General features: G+C 62.4%; 16 protein-coding genes (1 of these 16 running past the window's edge). 8 read left to right on the top strand and 8 right to left on the bottom strand.

From position 1 onward, the window contains the following. Positions 1 to 26: 26 nt before the first annotated feature. Together ACXJ16_RS24695 and ACXJ16_RS24690 are read left to right on the top strand one after the other, a co-directional pair. The gene (locus tag ACXJ16_RS24695) at positions 27 to 1,064 is read left to right on the top strand and encodes a LacI family DNA-binding transcriptional regulator (protein WP_185999232.1); all 1,038 of its coding nucleotides are present in this window, start codon (positions 27 to 29) and stop codon (positions 1,062 to 1,064) included. Between the two features lie 82 nt (positions 1,065 to 1,146). Further along, positions 1,147 to 1,527: a Dabb family protein gene (locus tag ACXJ16_RS24690; RefSeq protein WP_186000066.1), complete on the top strand. Its 381-nt coding sequence runs from the start codon at positions 1,147 to 1,149 to the stop codon at positions 1,525 to 1,527. A 57-nt stretch (positions 1,528 to 1,584) separates the two neighbouring features. Here the strand turns inward: ACXJ16_RS24690 and ACXJ16_RS24685 are convergent, their stop codons facing one another. From ACXJ16_RS24685 to ACXJ16_RS24665, 5 genes are all read right to left on the bottom strand, one after another. Then, complete coding sequence (locus ACXJ16_RS24685) at positions 1,585 to 3,267, bottom strand: GMC oxidoreductase (protein WP_185999231.1); 1,683 nt, start codon at positions 3,265 to 3,267, stop codon at positions 1,585 to 1,587. A gap of 13 nt (positions 3,268 to 3,280) precedes the next feature. Beyond that, positions 3,281 to 3,901: a gluconate 2-dehydrogenase subunit 3 family protein gene (locus ACXJ16_RS24680; protein ID WP_165913313.1), complete on the bottom strand. Its 621-nt coding sequence runs from the start codon at positions 3,899 to 3,901 to the stop codon at positions 3,281 to 3,283. A 46-nt stretch (positions 3,902 to 3,947) separates the two neighbouring features. Next, entirely contained in the window at positions 3,948 to 4,808 is an 861-nt protein-coding gene (locus ACXJ16_RS24675; protein WP_054438153.1) for a sugar phosphate isomerase/epimerase family protein, read from the bottom strand. An 88-nt stretch (positions 4,809 to 4,896) separates the two neighbouring features. After that, a complete protein-coding gene (locus ACXJ16_RS24670; protein ID WP_054438106.1) occupies positions 4,897 to 5,793 on the bottom strand; it encodes a ThuA domain-containing protein in 897 nt (298 codons plus the stop codon). A gap of 755 nt (positions 5,794 to 6,548) precedes the next feature. Further along, positions 6,549 to 7,454, bottom strand: coding sequence for a LysR family transcriptional regulator (locus ACXJ16_RS24665; RefSeq protein WP_463922435.1), 906 nt, complete (start codon positions 7,452 to 7,454; stop codon positions 6,549 to 6,551). 114 nt (positions 7,455 to 7,568) lie between these two features. Between ACXJ16_RS24665 and ACXJ16_RS24660 the strand changes: the two genes are divergently transcribed. Next, positions 7,569 to 8,321: an SDR family NAD(P)-dependent oxidoreductase gene (locus ACXJ16_RS24660; RefSeq protein WP_054438109.1), complete on the top strand. Its 753-nt coding sequence runs from the start codon at positions 7,569 to 7,571 to the stop codon at positions 8,319 to 8,321. A 150-nt stretch (positions 8,322 to 8,471) separates the two neighbouring features. Here ACXJ16_RS24660 and ACXJ16_RS24655 read toward each other — a convergent pair whose 3' ends face one another. Next, the gene (locus tag ACXJ16_RS24655; RefSeq protein WP_197283037.1) at positions 8,472 to 9,395 is read right to left on the bottom strand and encodes a LysR family transcriptional regulator; all 924 of its coding nucleotides are present in this window, start codon (positions 9,393 to 9,395) and stop codon (positions 8,472 to 8,474) included. A 215-nt stretch (positions 9,396 to 9,610) separates the two neighbouring features. Between ACXJ16_RS24655 and ACXJ16_RS24650 the strand changes: the two genes are divergently transcribed. Continuing rightward, complete coding sequence (locus ACXJ16_RS24650) at positions 9,611 to 10,813, top strand: MFS transporter (RefSeq protein ID WP_132469748.1); 1,203 nt, start codon at positions 9,611 to 9,613, stop codon at positions 10,811 to 10,813. A gap of 122 nt (positions 10,814 to 10,935) precedes the next feature. Here ACXJ16_RS24650 and ACXJ16_RS24645 read toward each other — a convergent pair whose 3' ends face one another. Continuing rightward, on the bottom strand, positions 10,936 to 11,532 hold the full coding sequence (locus ACXJ16_RS24645) for a hypothetical protein (protein ID WP_054438112.1): 597 nt from the start codon (positions 11,530 to 11,532) through the stop codon (positions 10,936 to 10,938). A gap of 57 nt (positions 11,533 to 11,589) precedes the next feature. Between ACXJ16_RS24645 and ACXJ16_RS24640 the strand changes: the two genes are divergently transcribed. Further along, the gene (locus tag ACXJ16_RS24640; protein ID WP_054438114.1) at positions 11,590 to 12,501 is read left to right on the top strand and encodes a histone deacetylase family protein; all 912 of its coding nucleotides are present in this window, start codon (positions 11,590 to 11,592) and stop codon (positions 12,499 to 12,501) included. A 14-nt stretch (positions 12,502 to 12,515) separates the two neighbouring features. Here ACXJ16_RS24640 and ACXJ16_RS24635 read toward each other — a convergent pair whose 3' ends face one another. Further along, positions 12,516 to 12,767, bottom strand: coding sequence for a hypothetical protein (locus tag ACXJ16_RS24635; RefSeq protein WP_054438117.1), 252 nt, complete (start codon positions 12,765 to 12,767; stop codon positions 12,516 to 12,518). Positions 12,768 to 13,195: 428 nt separating this feature from the next. Between ACXJ16_RS24635 and ACXJ16_RS24630 the strand changes: the two genes are divergently transcribed. The 3 genes from ACXJ16_RS24630 to ACXJ16_RS24620 all read left to right on the top strand — a co-directional run. Beyond that, positions 13,196 to 14,364 (top strand): IS3 family transposase gene (locus ACXJ16_RS24630; RefSeq protein ID WP_243692745.1). Its coding sequence is split into 2 segments (ribosomal slippage): positions 13,196 to 13,463 and positions 13,463 to 14,364, totalling 1,170 coding nucleotides; the frame shifts between segments, so codons are not numbered across the junction. Positions 14,365 to 14,761: 397 nt separating this feature from the next. Further along, a complete protein-coding gene (locus ACXJ16_RS24625) occupies positions 14,762 to 15,907 on the top strand; it encodes a MarR family transcriptional regulator (RefSeq protein ID WP_231635912.1) in 1,146 nt (381 codons plus the stop codon). Further along, positions 15,907 to 16,552 carry the 5' portion of an antitoxin gene (locus ACXJ16_RS24620; protein WP_463922431.1) on the top strand. 263 nt of this gene lie beyond the right edge of the window, so the window shows 646 of its 909 coding nt (coding positions 1-646); the start codon lies at positions 15,907 to 15,909; its stop codon lies beyond the right edge, outside the window. The genes ACXJ16_RS24625 and ACXJ16_RS24620 overlap by 1 nt, the downstream gene beginning before the upstream one ends.

Genomic DNA, 16,552 nt, shown 5'->3' with positions numbered 1-16,552 from the left:
TCAGGAGGGATGGGAACGAAGACCTGATGGCAAGACGAAACGAGAATGGTGTAACGATCCGCGCCGTCGCGCAGCGCGCGGGCGTATCCGCGATGACGGTATCCAATGTCCTCAACGGCGCCGGCCGGGCCAGTGCGGCCACCGTGGAGACAGTTCGGGCGGCGATTGCGGAGTTGGGTTATGTCCCCAATCTGGCCGCCCGGCGACTGGCCAAGGCGCGGGCCACCACGGTCGGCCTGCTTTACAGCAACCGGCGCACGCCCTTCCTGGATGCGGTGCTGGTAGGCGCCTTGCGCGCGACCAATGCCCATGGCCTCCAGTTGATCCTGCGCGACGGCGACGGCGTTCGCCGCGACGAGGCCGAACGCCTGGCACAGGATCTCGTCCGCTCCGGCGCCGACGCGCTGTTGCTCATCCCGCCGTTTGCCGAACAATTGAGCGGATCGGAAATCCTCCCGGCTCTGGGCGTCCCCCTCGCCGCCATCGCGACCGGCACCGCGATGCAAGACGTCACCACCGTCAGGATCGACAACCGGGCGGCGATGTTCTCCATCACGCAGCAGGTCATCGCGCATGGCCACCGCCGCATTGCCTATGTCGCCGGTCCCGATCACTACAGCGTGGTGGCGGCCCGCCTCGACGGATTCCGGGCGGCTCTGCAGCAGGCTGGCCTTCCCGACGAGGCCGACCTGATCGTGCGGCATGGGGAGTTCGACTATGAAGCGGGCAAAGCGGCGGGGCAGAGGCTTCTCTCCGGCAAGGACCGCCCGACCGCGATCATTTGCAGCAGCGACGACCTCGCCGCCGGCGTGATCGCGCAGGCCCATCATCTCGGGCTGCAATTGCCTGCGGATCTGACGGTCACCGGTTTCGACGACACCATTCTGGCATCGCGGATCTGGCCGCCGCTGACGGTCGTGCGCCAGCCGGTCGAGGACATGGCCTTTCGCGCCGCCCAATGCCTGATCGCCGCGCTTGGAAAGGCGGAAACCGGCGTGAGCGACGAGGTTTTCGATCACGAGATCATGCAGCGCCAATCCATCGCATGTTCGCCCGCGCAATGATCTCCATCGCACCGCACATTCACAGTTCACCACTTGCAGGGGAAGCTGCACCATGGAAGCAAGCAGACGGGAATTGGCGGCGATGATCGCATTGGGTAGCGCAGGCATTGCCGTTTCGTCGGCAAAAGCGGAAACGCCGTCTGCGAAGCCCGCCCTGGTCCACCACGTGTTCTTCTGGCTGAAACGCCCCGGATCGCAAGCGGACCGCGAACAGCTCATTGCGGGCCTTCGCACGTTGCGGGGCATTCCCGTTATCCGTGGACTGGAAATCGGAATTCCCGCCGAAACGGAAAACCGCGACGTCGTGGACTCCAGCTACGACGTGTCGGAACTGATGTTCTTCGATAGCGTGCAGGATCAGAAGACCTACCAGGATCACCCGATCCACCGGGACTTCGTGAAATCCTGCGAACACCTTTGGGCCAGGGTCGTCGTCTACGATATGGCTATCGTTCCAGGATAGCCATATCGCAGCATGGGTGCGTTCCGCACACCTATCGCCGGAAGCGCTCCGGTTGCGTCAGATCGTTCCCGCCTTGAGGAACTCGGCAGCATGATGCGCCGCCCGCGCCGACAGCGCCATGTAAGTAAGCGAAGGGTTCTGACAGCCGCTTGAAGCCATCGCCGATCCATCAGTGATGAACAGGTTCGGGACATCGTGCGCCTGATTGTACTTGTTCAGAACGGACCGCCGCGGGTCCTTGCCCATGCAGGCCGTGCCCATCTCGTGAATTCCAAGCCCGGGCACTCCCGGTTCGGAAGCCGCGCTCACCACCATGCCGCCGGCCGCCTCGATCATCGCCTTGCCATCAGTGATGATCTGCTCCGCCATCTTGTGCTCGTTCTCGCCAAGCGCGCAGGAAACGTGGACTGTCGGGATGCCCCATTGATCGACCTTGTTGGCGTTGAGGGTGACCCGGTTTTCGGGGTTGGGCAGCATTTCTCCGAAGCCTGAAATAAAGACCATCCATGGCCCCAGTTTCCGGGCCTTTGCCTTCAGATCCGCGCCGATCGCGCCCGCCGTAGCCCTGCTTCCCCCGGTCCTCATGGCGCCGCCCTGATAGCCATAGCCGCGCAGGAACGGCGCATCTTCGCTGACATTGCGATAGCGCGGGATGTAAAGCCCGGTAGGCCGCCTGCCAAAGTAATAGCTGTCCGGGCCCTTGGGCAGGATTCCCGCAACGGAGAGCGCGTAGAGATGGTCCATCAGGTTACGGCCCACCATGTCGGACGAATTCGCCAGACCGTTGGGCATCGCTTCGGATTTCGAATTGAGCAGGATCTGGGCCGTGCCGATCGTGGAGGCACAACCGAAGATCACCTTGGCTTCGTAAGTCCTGCCCGCCTTGGAATGCGCATCGATTACCCGCACCCCGGTCGCCTTGCCGGTCTTCGGGTCGTAGACGATCGAGTGGACGATCGCATCGGTCACTATGGTCAGGTTTCCGGTCTGCTCGGCTGCGGGCAGCGAGGAGCTGAGACTGGAATGATAGGCCCCGTAGCTGCAACCGCGTTCACAGAACGAGCGGACCTGGCAGCTCGACCGGCCCAGCGCCTCGTGATGAGGCTGCGCCTTTGAGAGGTTCGCCACCCGCCCGGGGATCACCTTGCGTCCGGGAAACTTGCCCTCGATCGCCTGCTTGAACATCACCTCGGCATCATTGAGATCGAACGGCGGCAGGAACTCTCCATCGGGAAGCTGCGCAAGGCCTTCGCGCGATCCCGCCACGCCGATGAACTTCTCGATATGATCGTACCAGGGGGCGAGATCATCGTATCGTATCGGCCAGTCCGAACCGTGGCCATCCCGCGCATTCGCCTCGAAATCCATCGGCGAGAGCCGGTAGGACTGACGGCCCCACATGATCGACCGTCCGCCCAGATGATAACCGCGGATCCAGCTGAACGGCTTGTCCTCAGGCGTGGTGTAAGGGTGCTCGCTGTCCTTGACCCAATATTGCTGGGTTGCCGAAGTCATGGCGTAGCATTGGCTCTGGACCGGATAATCACGGGCCAGTTCCTCCTCCGGGACCATGCCTGCATTGGGCAAGTCCCACGGCTGCATCCAGTCCGTGTAGGATTCCCCGCCGTGCTCCAGCTTGCGGCCGCGTTCGAGAACGAGGGTCTTGAGGCCGCGTTCGCACAGTTCCTTGGCGGCGATGCCGCCGCTCATTCCCGATCCGATAACGATTGCGTCGAACATGATGCTCACCTTTTCAGAACAGGCCGCCGCCGGCGGGGCGGGTATCGGGCGTAACGGGGATCGAGGGTTTCCACTCACCCGGCGTATGGACGTAGGACAGTTCCAGCGTCAGCGCGGGTTCCGAGAGATAGTACAGCAGTATGATGAGGTCCCTGAGCTTTCCGTACCCCGGATTGACGTAGGCCGGGCCGCCCATCATGGCCGCTACGCCGGAGAGCTTCCTGGTCGGATCGATCCTGAGCGCTTCGGCCTCATGGACTTTCAGCAGATCGAGGCGCTGCGCAGGTGTCAGCGCGGAGAATGGCCTGGCGTGCGATGTCTTCGCCAATTCATCCACTTCCTTCAGGGCACGGATCAGGTCCTGCCGCCGTTCAGGCGCCGCCCAATTGGTCAGCAGGCCGTCGAAAAGAGCGGGAACTTTCACATCGACCGCGCCGGGCGTGTCCGTGCGCGGGATTATCGTGTCGGCAACCGCCGACAGCACCATGAAACTGTCCGGATCGAGGGCAGGCTTGCCCGCTTCCGCTTGCTCGGCAAGCGCCGGCCAGGAGAACCCGGTCACGGTACTGGCGCCGGCAAGTGCCAGCAACTTCTCGATCAGGCTGCGCCGATCGAGCGTCATCGGATCTGTCATGGTGTTCTCCTGAAGGAGCGGGACGGAATGGTACGGGATGAAGGCGTCACGCGGCCTGCTCCCAGCAATTCTGGATGAAGCTATAGCCATCGCGGCAAAGCTGCTCGGGAGATGCGAAGAAATCGCGCCAGACCCGTGTGGCCGCTGCGAGTTCGGGGACGCCCCGCCCGAATGCCTCGATCGTCAGCCACTGATCGTATCCGGCGCCGCGCAGGGCCGCGATCGTCTCGCGGATCGGCGCGTGGCCCTGTCCGGGGGTGCCGCGGTCGTTCTCCGATATATGGACGTGCGTGAGATGGCCCGAGGCATGAAGGGCAACCAGCGCGGCAACCGGATCCGTTTCCTCGATATTCGCATGAAACGTGTCAAACAGGATGCCCATCCGCCCCTCACCCACGCGCTCGCAGTAGGCAATCGCCTGCTCGCAGGTGTTGAGCAGGTGCGCCTCGAAGCGGTTGAGCGGTTCGAGCGCCGGGGTAATTCCCGCTTGCGCCATCACCGGCAAGACGCGCCGGTGGACCTCGGCGCAGCGTTCGAGTTCGATCTCGCTCGGGCGTTCCCCCGTGAACAGGCCAAGCGGCTGGAACCAGGGGCCCGCCAATACGGTGCCGCCAAGCGCGTGCGTACAATCGATAACCCGAAGCAGATGGTCCTCCGCCGCCTTCCGGTGCGAGCGTTCGGCCGAAATCGGATTGTGCGAAGCATCCGGCATGATCGCCACGGCCGTGCGTTCAAGACCGAGATCGTCGAGCGTTTGCGCGACCCCGCGATAATGCCCGGCATCCGACACATCGAAGACAGGCACTTCAACACCGTCGAAACCGATCTCGCCGATTGTTTCCAGGACCGGAGTGTGCTCGCTGGTAACGTGACCGGTCCAGAGCAGAAGATTGATACCGACTTTCATCGCGGCAAGGCCTTTCGCTTGCGCGGGAAAACCCACCCGGCGCCGCGGTAACCCACAGCGCCGACGATCTTGCCCTCACCCATGCGCTTCACCGGCCCGCATTCCGATCGGGCGAGCAGCCTTCGCCCTCAAGCCTGAGCGCCCAGCGAACAGCGCCGGCGAGCAACCGGGTGTATTCCGGCTCGCGGAATGCCGCCGCGGTGTGACCGCCTGCCGTGTAGAGAACCCGGCCCTTGCCGACGCAGCGCCACCACGCGATCGGATGATCCTTGCCCATGGCGAGTTTCTGGCCGAACATTCCCTTCTGGACGTAGGTATTCTCATCAAGCGTCGCGAGAACGTGAATTCCCGGCCGACGGGGCGACTTGTCGAAAGAGTACCATTCGTCCGTGCGCTCCAGCGTCTCGCCAAGGTGGCGCGTCGCGGGGTGCGAACGGTCCTCGATCCGCATCGTCGCCTTCTGGAACTGGGGATCCATGGGATGCCCGATGAAGCGGGTGCCGATGATCTCGTTGACGTACCAGTCCCAGGCCTTGTGTGAATCGTCCCCTGCCGCGTGAATGCCGACCCAGCCGCCTCCATTTTCGATGAAGGACTTGAACGCCGCCCGCTGTTCGGTCGTGAAAACGTCCCCGCTCGTGTTGTTGAAGATCACCGCATCGAAGCGCGAAAGGATTGCTGGCGAAAAGGTGGCGCCGTTCTCGGTCTGGAAATAGCCCCAGCCATTGTCCTGGGCGAGCTTCCGGAACATCGCGTTCGCGGCCGGAATGGCTTCCTCATGCCGGAATCCGTTGGTTTTGGAGAAGACGAGTATGGCCGGATGCGCGATCTCTGCCGGGAGAGCAGGGGGCGTCGTTTCATAAACCTTCACCCCGCCCAGAAACACGCGCTGGACGGTATCCCAGTTCCGATACGCTCCGATGGCGAGCACGGCGAGGATAGCGAGAAATATCCAAAGCAGGACCTTGAGGATTTTACGCAGCATGACCTGTTGTTCTCTCCCGAACACGATAAGTTTTTGATATTCAACGACAGACTAGATCTTTGAAATGGCTTCCAGCAAGATGTTCATCCTGACCCCCGAGGCTTTTTCTCCAGGCCCCGCCAAGAGGTGGTCGAAGTTCAAGTTTGCTCAGGTCAGGCCGGGAACCGTCGACGCAGGCAAACTCGAAATCGACGGAAGCAGCCCCGGGGTTCATCGCGACGGACAGATCGCAGCCAAACTTGCTTGCGTAGGATGCGATATTGCCGTGGCAGGCATGCTAGCGCTGGCGAAACACGCCGGCCCTCCTCCGGCGAGAGGGCCTGAGCCGCTATCGAACGGAAAATCACACCCGTAGCCGGCACGACAACGGCCCGCCGGATCGCGCACCCGGCCGCTGCGGCCCGCTGCGATGCGTTCATGCCATACTCTCCCATACACGCCTTTGTGACGTGCAAGCCCTTCGTGCCGACATGCTTCGGCATCTTTGAATATTTTGTATCGCAGGAGAGACCTCCCGCCTGCATGCCATAATGTACCAAGCGTATTTTACTGAAAGCCGATTTTGGATCGCCAGGACGATATATCCTGTAGGCGGTTAGGCCCTTCTCCGGCATGTCCAGCCTCGCCGCATCGTAGCAGCGCATCTTCAGACGTCCAGAGAACCGCCGGTTCAGGCACCTGCAAGCAGCGCGGTGCCGTGTCCTTCGGCGGATCGGATCGCACCGGATCGGCGGCGGGATCGTCCGCGCGAAGTCTCAGGATATCGGCGCCACCACTTCGCGGGGGAACCCCGCCGCAAGATGATCGATCAGCGCGCGCACGGCTGGAGGCAATCCCCGCCGGGTCGTGAAGACCAGATGCACTATTCCCTGAAGCCCGCGCCAGGCAGGCAGCACATGGACAAGCTTGCCGGCGAGTAGTGCTTCACGGCAGACATGGTCGGGCAGGATCGCGATGCCGAGTCCGTCAATGGCCGCGTTGCGCACCGCGGCCATGTCGGTGCAGCCCATTCGGGGCTCGACCCGGATGACATGTTTGCTGCCTTCCTCGGTCTCCAGATGCCATTCGAGATCGTCTGCTGCATCATCGGTCGCCAATGTGGGAAGTTTCGCCACTTGGGCCACTTCCGTAACCTGGCTTGCCAATTGAGGACAGGCAACGAGGATACGGGTCGATCGCCCGAGCGACCGCATGGTGAGGGCAGCATCGCTGGTCAGTGCCGCGCGCACCCGCAGGGCCACGTCGATCCGCTCTTCGATCAGGTCCACTGCGCGGTCCGTTGCCACGAGCTGCAACCGCACCCCGGGATAGCGGGCGAGGAAAGAGGATATCAGCCCCGATATCGGCTCGACCATGCCGGTGGGGCAACTGAAGCGGATCCGGCCATGAGGTTCCGCCTGCGCCTGCAAGACCAGTGCCTCGGCCTGCTCCGCCTCAGCCAATATGGCCCGGCAACGCTCATAGAAAGCGAGGCCCGTATCCGTCACGCGGAAACGCCGGCTCGATCGCTCGATCAGGCGGAGGCCGAGGCGTTCCTCCAGCCCAGCGATGCGGCGGCTCAGCTTGGACTTGGGCTCCCGCAGTGCGCGCCCCGCCGCCGCAAAGCCGCCATGGGCCACCACCTCGGCAAAATAGGCATAGTCATTCAAATCGATCCGCATCAGCGTTCCTCCAGCGGAACACTAAGTGCCATATATGCTGACTACACGCATCATCGTTCTGAAGGCATCTCGTAAGGGCAACGGCGCTTCGCCGAAACCCGAAGGAGAAAGACGATGACGGACAAGTTCAACAACAAGGTGGTGGTCGTAACCGGCGGCACGAGCGGCATCGGGCTGGCGACGGCAAAGGCTTTCGCGGAAGCGGGCGCCTCGGTCTTTATTACCGGGCGGCGGCAGGAGACGCTCGATGCTGCCGTAACGGCGATCGGTGGCCGCGTCACGGGCGTGCAGGGCGACATGGCCAAGCTCGCTGACATCGACCGGCTCTATGATGCCGTCCAGCAGAAGCATGCGCAGATCGACGTGGTGTTCGCCAATGCGGGTGGCGGCGAGATGCTTGCCCTGGGTTCGATCACCGAGGAGCATTATCAGAGCACTTTCGACACCAATGTGAAGGGCGTCCTGTTCACGGTCCAGAAGGCGTTGCCGCTCTTGAAGGACGGGGCCTCGATCATCCTGACAAGTTCGACCACCAGCATATCGGGCACGCCTGCCTTCAGCGTCTATTCCGCGACCAAGGCGGCGGTACGCAACTTCGCCCGCAACTGGATTCTCGACCTCAAGAATAGGCACATCCGCGTAAACGCCATCAGCCCCGGCGTCACGGACACCGCCGGCCTCGATCATCTTTTCGGCGGCGGCGAGCAGGCGCAGGGGACAAAGGACTATCTCGCCAGCCTCATCCCGGCAGGCCGCGTCGGCCAGCCCGAGGAGATCGCCAAGGCCGTGCTGTTCCTCGCCTCGGAAGACGCCAGCTTCGTCAACGGCGTGGAACTCTTTGTCGATGGCGGTCAGGTGCAGATCTGATCGTCGATCTCAAACGCCGGATGGACTGTCGCCGCGCGCGGCAGATCATCCGGCCGGAGAGACGAGGAAACCATACGGGCCGCAATCTGGAAGGAAGAATGGGGGGCTGAATCGCCAGATTGGAGTTGGCGGCAGTAACGGCGAAACGCCTTAGCGCTGGTGTAACCAAGACAGTCCTCTGCCGCGGGCCTCTTCCCGTATCATCGCGATGAACCGGCGCAGGGCCTCAGGTTGCTGGCGCCGGCTTGGATAATAGATGTGAAACGCCTCGCCCGGCGATGACCAGTGCGGGAGAACTTCCCGCAACTGTCCGGCCTCGACCAGTCCGGCCACCCGTTCGCGCAAGCAATAGGCGATGCCGCCGTGATTGCGCGCGACGTCTATCGCCAGTGCGCTTTCATCGACGACCACGGACCAGGCGAGGTTGAGCGTGCGGGCCGTCTTTCCGGTGCCGAGTTCCCAATGGTACATGGCCCCTGTTCCGGTTCGCATGCCGATGCAGCGGTGATTGTGCAGGTCATCAGGGCTTTCCGGTTCCCCGGCCGCTTCGAGATAGTCGGGTGAGGCGACCATGATCCATAGCAGCGGGGATCCGAGCGGCATGGCGATCATGTCCTCGGGAACGCGGTCGCCAAACCGGATCCCGGCGTCGAATCCTTCGCCGACGATATCGACCATGGCGTCCTGCACCACGATTTGAAGGTCCACATCGGGATGCTCTGCGTTGTATCGTGCGACGACCGGCCCGAGCAGTAGCCTTGCCGCATCGCTCAAGGCATTGATCCGCAGACGTCCGGCCGGGCTCGCACGATAGCGATTGAGCGCTTCGACGCCTGCGCCGATCGCTGCGAAGCCGGTTTCCAGCTGAACAAGAAGTTCCTCACCCGCCTGTGTCAGCGTCACGCTGCGCGCATTGCGATTGATGAGGCGCACGCCAAGTCGCGTTTCCAGGCCACGCAAAGCGTGGCTGAGCGCCGAGGCGGACACGTCCATCTCAAGCGCGGCCTTGCGGAAGCCACCATGGCGCGCAAGCTCCATGAATACCTTGAGATCGCCCAGATCGGATCGCGACAAGTTTATCAATGCAAACTCCCGGACACGAGCCGGCAGGCGCCGGTCATCGCTGAATATGAGCAAAATCGAACGCTGCGTTGAACTCTTTCAGGGCATCCCTGGCCCTGCCAGCCCGTTAGAGAGGCTCAGACAAGCCAAGCCGCCGGCCCCGCCCCGCACCTGGAAGAGCTGCTCTTCCGGGCGCTCTCCGATCGCAATTCCTGTCGTGAAAACCCATGAGCCAATCCTCCAGACCATCCACTCCTCATGGCCCTGCCCTCGCCCAGATCGCATTGGGCTTCGGAGGCCTTTTCATCGGCACCGGCGAATTTGCCGCGATGGGCCTGCTTCCCGGCATGGCCAACACCGCACAGGTCTCGATCCCCGAGGCCGGACACTTCATCAGTGCCTATGCGCTGGGCGTCGTCATAGGATCGCCCGCGCTGGCCGTGGTAACGGCCCGGATGGAGAAGCGGTCACTTTTGATGCTGCTCGGACTCATCGTCCTGGCCGGCAATGCCCTCAGCGCCTGTGCCTCCAGCTTCTGGGGGCTGGCCGCCGCGCGCTTCGCCGCGGGTCTGCCCCATGGCGCCTACTACGGCACCGCCTCGATCGTCGCAGCTGCGCTCGTCCCCAGGGAACAACGCGCTCAAGCCATCGGACGGGTCATGCTGGGGCTGGCAGCTGCGAACCTGATCGGCGTACCGCTCACGACCTGGCTGGGGCAGGCTTTTGGCTGGCAATCGACTTTCGCGCTCGTTGCGCTCGGTGGCCTGGCCCTCGTGGGTCTCCTCCGCGTGGCACTCCCCCACATCCCGGCACAGGATGGCGCCAGCCCGCTAGGTGAACTCTCGGCTTTCACGAGCGTGCAGGTCTGGCTGACGCTGGCGACGGCCACCATCGGATTTGGCGGCATGTTCGCGGTCTACAGCTATATCTCGCCCACGCTTACCGAAGCGACAGGCATCGCGGAGGGCAGTGTGCCACTGTTCCTCGCCCTCTGGGGTCTTGGCATGTGCCTGGGCAACGTCGCGGGTGGCTGGATGGCAGACCGCGCGCTGATCCCGGCCATCTTCGCGATCATGGTCTGGAATGCCATCACTCTCGCGCTTTTCTGGTTCGCGGTCTCCAGCCCGCTGATGACCGGGGCTTCGCTGTTCCTCATCGGGATCGGCTTCGCACTCGTCCCCGCGCTGCAATCGCGATTGATGGAAGTCGCCCCCAAGGCCCAGTCGCTCGCCGCCGCGATGAACCATTCCGCCTTCAACCTTTCCAACGCGATCGGGGCTTGGACGGGCGGCGTTGCCATTGCCGCAGGCCTTGGCTGGGCCTCTACCGGACCGGTCGGAGCCAGTCTCGCCCTTGGGGGGCTAACGATGATGTGCCTTTCCGCCGCTCTGGCCGCACGATCCTCCCACCGGCGTGCAGCGCCGCGATAACTGGAGCCGCACAGGGCATCTGCGAAGCCACGGCGCGGTACTCTGAGATCAACAGTTGCCATCCCCCTGCAAGAGCACCTTTTTGTACCCACAATATCTGACGGAGCAGGATCCGTGCATCATCACGTGATCCAGCTTGAAATGGTCTCAAAGCGCCACGCGCCATCTTCCAGCCAGAACAGGATTGTGCCACCGGCCCAACCGCTCGAACAGATCGCGTAGCCGCGCGACTTTTCCCGGTTCATGACCAGTGCGGGCAGTTCGATGAGACGGAAATCGGGCGAACGGCGTTGCAGGGCCTCTTCGCCTTTCGCACCGTAGACCAGTACCGGCATCGGCAATTGCACCATGCACGCGAGGTCTGCAGGACGCCCCTTGACGAACAGCGGCCACTTCTCGCCGCTGGAAACGCGCGAGATTCCGGAAAACAACGGGGCGTTGGGAGCGCGATCGATAGGCTCGCGGATCGCCGCCTCATCGATGCCGGTAAGCATCAGTAGTACCTTTCGGCGTACGGTTGTCACCGGATCGGTAGCACTCTGGTTGCAGGTGGTCGCATCCGAGCCTACCACGAAGGGTGCCTCATCGGCGTGCACGTCTATGCCAAGGTGCGCAGCAACGAGATCGGAAACACCGTCGCCATTGCTGTCTTTGGTCAGCACATCGATCGGAATATCAAGCCACAGGTTCGCCTCCTTTCGCAAGGTCCGCAGGCCCACCCGCGGATAGGTAATGCTGCTCGACCTGCACGCCTGGGCGTTCTACCTGCAGGGCCTATGCTGCATGTTGTCCATCACCCCGGTTACGCTGTCGAAACCGAGCGCACGGGTACTTTCCCGCATGACAAGTATGCGCTGGTCATGCGGGCGCTGGGGGGAAGCGGAGTAGCAATGACGGTCCATGCGCCCGAAGTCATGCCGCGGGAATGGCTCGAGGCTGTCCACGACCCGGCTTATGTTGAGGAAGTCATCGATTGCGCGGTGCCAGCGGCCAAGCAGCGCCGGATTGGCTTTACGATCGACGAGCGGATTTCCCGGCGATCGCAGCTCTCCCCCGGTGGAACGTGGCTCGCGGCGAAGCTGGCGCTGGAGCACGGGTATGCTGGAAATTCCGCTGGCGGCAGTCACCATGCCCTGGTCGATACCGGCGCGGGCTATTGCGTGTTCAATGACTTGGTACTCGCCGCCAACCGGCTGATCGAGGAAGGTGACGTCTCGCGCATCCTGATCCTCGATCTTGATGTGCATCAGGGCGATGGCACTGCGGCCCTCACCGCAGGGCGCAGCGACATCTTCACGCTCTCCATTCATGCCGAGAAAAACTTCCCCACACGCAAGGCGCGCTCTTCACTCGATATCGGACTTCCCGATGCAACGGGCGATGCGGGCTATCTGGACGCGCTGTCGGGATCGCTGCCCATGGTCCTCGATTATTTCGGACCGGAACTGATCTTGCTGCAGGCCGGCGTCGATGCCCATACGGACGACAAGCTTGGGCGCCTGTCCTTGACGGACAAAGGCCTCGCGGACCGCGATCGCTTTGTGGCGACGGAGGCGAAGCGGCGCGGCATTCCTTTGGCGAGCACACTGGGCGGTGGTTACGGCACGGACCGCGAAGCCGTGGCCTTGCGGCACGCGCGCACGATCCTCGCCCTTTTCGCGACCATAAGTGTGCGTGATGCCGCGTGATAGCTCGAGGTTGGTTACTGGGCTCCGGCCCTCTCGGCATTGAGCCGCTCGGCGAGCTGCTGGATCTCGTCGGGATTGAGAATCCAGGTTCGAGTCTTGCGGCCTTCGCGGAACACGGGGCGCGTCAGCAGGATGCGCGCCTGCTCTTTGGCAAATGGCTTGAAGATCGAAAAGTGCATCACGCATTCGAGCATCGATCCGATTACCGGCGTCTTGCCGTCCAGATCGATCAGCGTCGCGGGCTGATCCCAGGGAATGTTCATCATAGCGCGCGCCTATCGCGGGTTGGGGCTTATCTCAATGCCACAAATGTTGCGGTGGCCCTCATCGGCTATGTCCAGCGCCACGATCTCCGCCGAGACTCATAATGGCCAGCTTCCCGATTTTCGATGAGGCGCTGTTCCGAGCGCGGACAACCGAGATCGGCAGGGCAATGCCCTGTTTGGATCACAGTTTAAATCGGGATTTTGAGTGAGTTATACTCACGTTGGTTGCGGGGGCCGAATTCCTCCGCTGTAGAACCCGGTTCCGATTAACTGCCAATGCCCGCGTCACGCCTCAGGCATAAAATCAGCCGTCAACGTTAACTGCTCTCATGCTGCAAGGCGACGCCCATCAATGTCATGCCAACTGATCTGCCCCCTTCTGAGTGGCCCAAAATCTGTTTTAGATTTGGCCACGAAGGAGGACTGGAATGGCGAGGAAGCACAAGCCGGAAGAGATCATCGGGAAGCTGCGTGAAGCGGAGATCGTGCTGGCGCAGGGCGGAACGGTGGTGGATGCGTGTCGCCGGATCGGCGTCACCGAGCAGAGCTACTACCGCTGGCGCAAGGAGTATGGCGGCCTGAAGATGGACCAGGCTCGGCGCATGAAAGAGCTTGAGAAGGAAAACGCTCGGTTGCGGCGGGCGGTGTCAGATCTGACGCTGGACAAGTTGATCCTGCAGGAGGCCTCGCGGGGAATCTTCTGAGCCCCGCGCGCCGCAGGCGCTGTATCGATCATATCCGGGGCATAACGCCGGTGTCCGAGCGGCGGGTCTGCCGCGTGCTCGGGCAACATCGATCGACGCAGCGCAAAACGCCGCGTGGGGCGGATGACGAAGCAGCCCTGACCGAGGACATCATCGCGCTTGCCCGGCAGTATGGCCGCTATGGCTATCGCCGGGTGACGGCCTTGCTGCGTGATGCGGGTTGGCATGTGAACCGCAAACGGGTGGAGCGCATCTGGCGCCGTGAAGGGCTCAAGGTGCCGCAGAAGCAACCGAAGCGTGGAAGGCTCTGGCTGAACGACGGATCATGTATCCGCCTGCGGCCGGAATATCCGGGCCATGTGTGGTCTTACGACTTCGTCGAGGGACGCACACATGATGGCCGCAAGTTCCGCATCCTGTCGATCATCGACGAGGCCAGCCGCGAGTGCCTCGCCCTACCCATCGCGCGACGGCTGCGCAGCGAGGACGTGCTGGCGGCTCTCGCCGAGTTGTTCGTCATACGGGGGCCGCCGGCGCACATACGGTCAGACAATGGCCCTGAATTTATCGCCAATGCCGTGCAGCAATGGCTGGCGAAGATCGGCTTGAAGACGCTCTACATTACACCCGGCAGCCCATGGGAAAATGGCTACTGTGAGTCCTTCAACGGCTCGATGCGCGACGAGCTCTTGAACGGGGAGATCTTCTACACCCTGGCCGAAGCTCGGATCCTGATCGAGGGCTGGCGCAGACACTACAACACCGTCAGGCCTCATAGTTCGCTGGGGTATCGACCGCCGGCCCCGGAGACGGCAACGGCGCCATGGCTGCCCTCCGGTTCCGCTACGCTGCACCTACGGCCAGCCATGGCGCCGGAGGCAATCTTACACTAACAAACAACCCGGACCACTCGGTGGGGGCCGGTCAATCGGCTGATATCTGGGCTTCTATAACGCCCGGAGACCTCACTCGAGCCTCGGTGGGCGTCCGCCCGATCAAACCTACTTTGACAATCTGCCACAGGCCGTGGCAGCGTGAATTGGCCGCGACTTGCGGGGCGTCACTCCGGCCGGGCTACGCCCGACCTCCATGACGCCCCGCAGGCGGCAGCTTGAACAACCAACCCGCAGACGATCCACTTATCAAACGTCAAAGGCTGTTCAGACGAGCCGGGCCACTTCTGCGTCAGCCGGTTGAGGTATGTCTGACACTTGGGTGCCGTTCACTCGAGTTCCGCTCTTCAACGAGCGAGTGAAACGTCCAAATCGCTTAAATTAGATTTGCTGCACAGTGAATATTGCCAATCGGTCGAATATTCGGCATAATGGCCTTATTCACTGGTGGCCGAATATGCGTGATTTTGGGTACGATGAACAGGAGCTGGTCGAGGAACTCTGTAGCGCCATAGCGGCGTTGCCGGGGGCTTCCGCGCATCCGCGCATGAACCAGCCTCGATCGGGCAGCCGATATGAGCCTGATGGTCTGCTCGATGTTCACATCAATCAAAGCGACCTTGCCATCGTCGTTGAAGCCAAGCGCGAGCTTTTCCCCAGGGACGTGCGTCAGCAGATTTGGCTATTACGGGACTATCTCGACGGCATGGATGGGCCGGCTGAGAAGGTGGCGATGCTCGTCGCCGGCGCAGTCTCGAGGGGTGCCCGCGAGATCCTCCAGCAAGAGAAGATCGGCTATTTCGATCCGGGTGGCTCACTCTTCATCCCTTCGACAAGCGCTTATGTCTTGATCGATCGCCCTCCACCGAAGAAGGCGGTGCGCATGTTCGGGGCGATCTTCCAAGGACAGCGCGCACGTGTCGTCCAAGCGGTGATCGAGGCGGCTCCGAACTGGGTGAGCGTGAAGGATTTGGCGGAAGCCACGGGCGTCTCGGCGGCTACGACGTCTGAAACGCTCACCGAGATGGAGCGTCGTGACTGGCTGGAGGTCGATGGTGCTGGGCCCGCCAAGACCCGCCGCCTGCGCGAGCGCGCCCTGGTTCTGGACGAGTGGGCGCGTCTGATTGCGGCCCAAAAGCCACCACAGATAGAGCGATACTATGTTCCTGCGAACGACGCGGGCGAGATTGCGCGTCGGCTCGAGGACGCCTGTCGCGACGCGGGCGCGCAATATGCCATTACGGCTGAGGCTGCGGCGCAGGTCTATGCGCCTTATCTTTCGTCGATCTCGCAGCTGAAATGCCGCCTCCAGGCGGGGCGGGTTCAGCATGATGTGCTCTCGCGCCTCGATGCGCGATCCGTGTCGGAGGGTTGGAATTTCGGCGTGATCGCTGAGGTGGGCAAGCATGACGTTGCTGTGGGCGAGCGGCTCAATGGGATCGCCTACGCGCCTATTGTCCAGATATACCTCGATCTCCTCCAGGGTTCGGGTCGCGCCAGCGAAATGGCCGATCATTTCCGTTCAGAACGACTGTCAGGATAATGACCAAACCAAAGACCATGTCCGCCTATGACGGCGGTGTCACCGAGGCGTGCGAGCGCGTACTCGTCACTCTCCTTCGCGGGTTCGGACCATGGAAAGAGTCGGTCTTTCTCGTTGGCGGGCTGACGCCTCGCTATCTCGTCGCGGCACGCCCGCCGGAAGTGCCTCGGCATGCGGGCACGGGAGACGTGGATGTCGTCGTCGATGTGGCGATCCTCACCGACACCGAAGCCTACAGTACGCTGGAGGAGAACCTCAAAGCGATGGGGTTCGAGCGCGGCACTAACGAGAAGGGAGTGAAAGTCTCATGGCGCTGGGAAGCGCGGCTCGAGACGGGCGCGACGATGATCCTCGAATTCCTGGCCGAGCATCCCGAACTCGGGGGAGGGCAGGTCAAGGTACTACCCACCGACGGCAACGTCTCCGCGCTCAATATCCCGCACGCCTCGATGGTGTTCGACCTGCACGATGAGACCGAACTGACGGCCGAGTTGCTCGATGGAGAAGGGCTCGCAACCGAGACGGTCCGGTACGCAAATATCGTCAGCTTCACCTGTCTTAAGGCATTCGCCTTCGATCATCGCAACGCTCGAAAGGACGCACACGATCTCGTCTATTGCCTCGAGCACCATCCGGGAGGCCTAG

This window comes from Novosphingobium sp. TK71 (assembly GCF_055361505.1).
Note: the sequence above shows the minus strand (reverse complement) of the source record. Positions and strands in the feature narration are given on the sequence as shown.

Excerpts from the sequence above, each read along its gene's own strand:
- ACXJ16_RS24685 (WP_185999231.1), bottom strand. The coding sequence starts at position 3,267 with ATGTTCGACGCAATCGTTATCGGATCGGGAATGAGCGGCGGCATCGCC.
- ACXJ16_RS24680 (WP_165913313.1), bottom strand. The coding sequence starts at position 3,901 with ATGACAGATCCGATGACGCTCGATCGGCGCAGCCTGATCGAGAAGTTG.
- ACXJ16_RS24690 (WP_186000066.1), top strand. The coding sequence starts at position 1,147 with ATGATCGCATTGGGTAGCGCAGGCATTGCCGTTTCGTCGGCAAAAGCG.
- ACXJ16_RS24640 (WP_054438114.1), top strand. The coding sequence starts at position 11,590 with ATGCTGCATGTTGTCCATCACCCCGGTTACGCTGTCGAAACCGAGCGC.
- ACXJ16_RS24670 (WP_054438106.1), bottom strand. The coding sequence starts at position 5,793 with ATGCTGCGTAAAATCCTCAAGGTCCTGCTTTGGATATTTCTCGCTATC.
- ACXJ16_RS24635 (WP_054438117.1), bottom strand. The coding sequence starts at position 12,767 with ATGATGAACATTCCCTGGGATCAGCCCGCGACGCTGATCGATCTGGAC.
- ACXJ16_RS24675 (WP_054438153.1), bottom strand. The coding sequence starts at position 4,808 with ATGAAAGTCGGTATCAATCTTCTGCTCTGGACCGGTCACGTTACCAGC.
- ACXJ16_RS24660 (WP_054438109.1), top strand. The coding sequence starts at position 7,569 with ATGACGGACAAGTTCAACAACAAGGTGGTGGTCGTAACCGGCGGCACG.
- ACXJ16_RS24650 (WP_132469748.1), top strand. The coding sequence starts at position 9,611 with ATGAGCCAATCCTCCAGACCATCCACTCCTCATGGCCCTGCCCTCGCC.
- ACXJ16_RS24665 (WP_463922435.1), bottom strand. The coding sequence starts at position 7,454 with ATGCGGATCGATTTGAATGACTATGCCTATTTTGCCGAGGTGGTGGCC.
- ACXJ16_RS24695 (WP_185999232.1), top strand. The coding sequence starts at position 27 with ATGGCAAGACGAAACGAGAATGGTGTAACGATCCGCGCCGTCGCGCAG.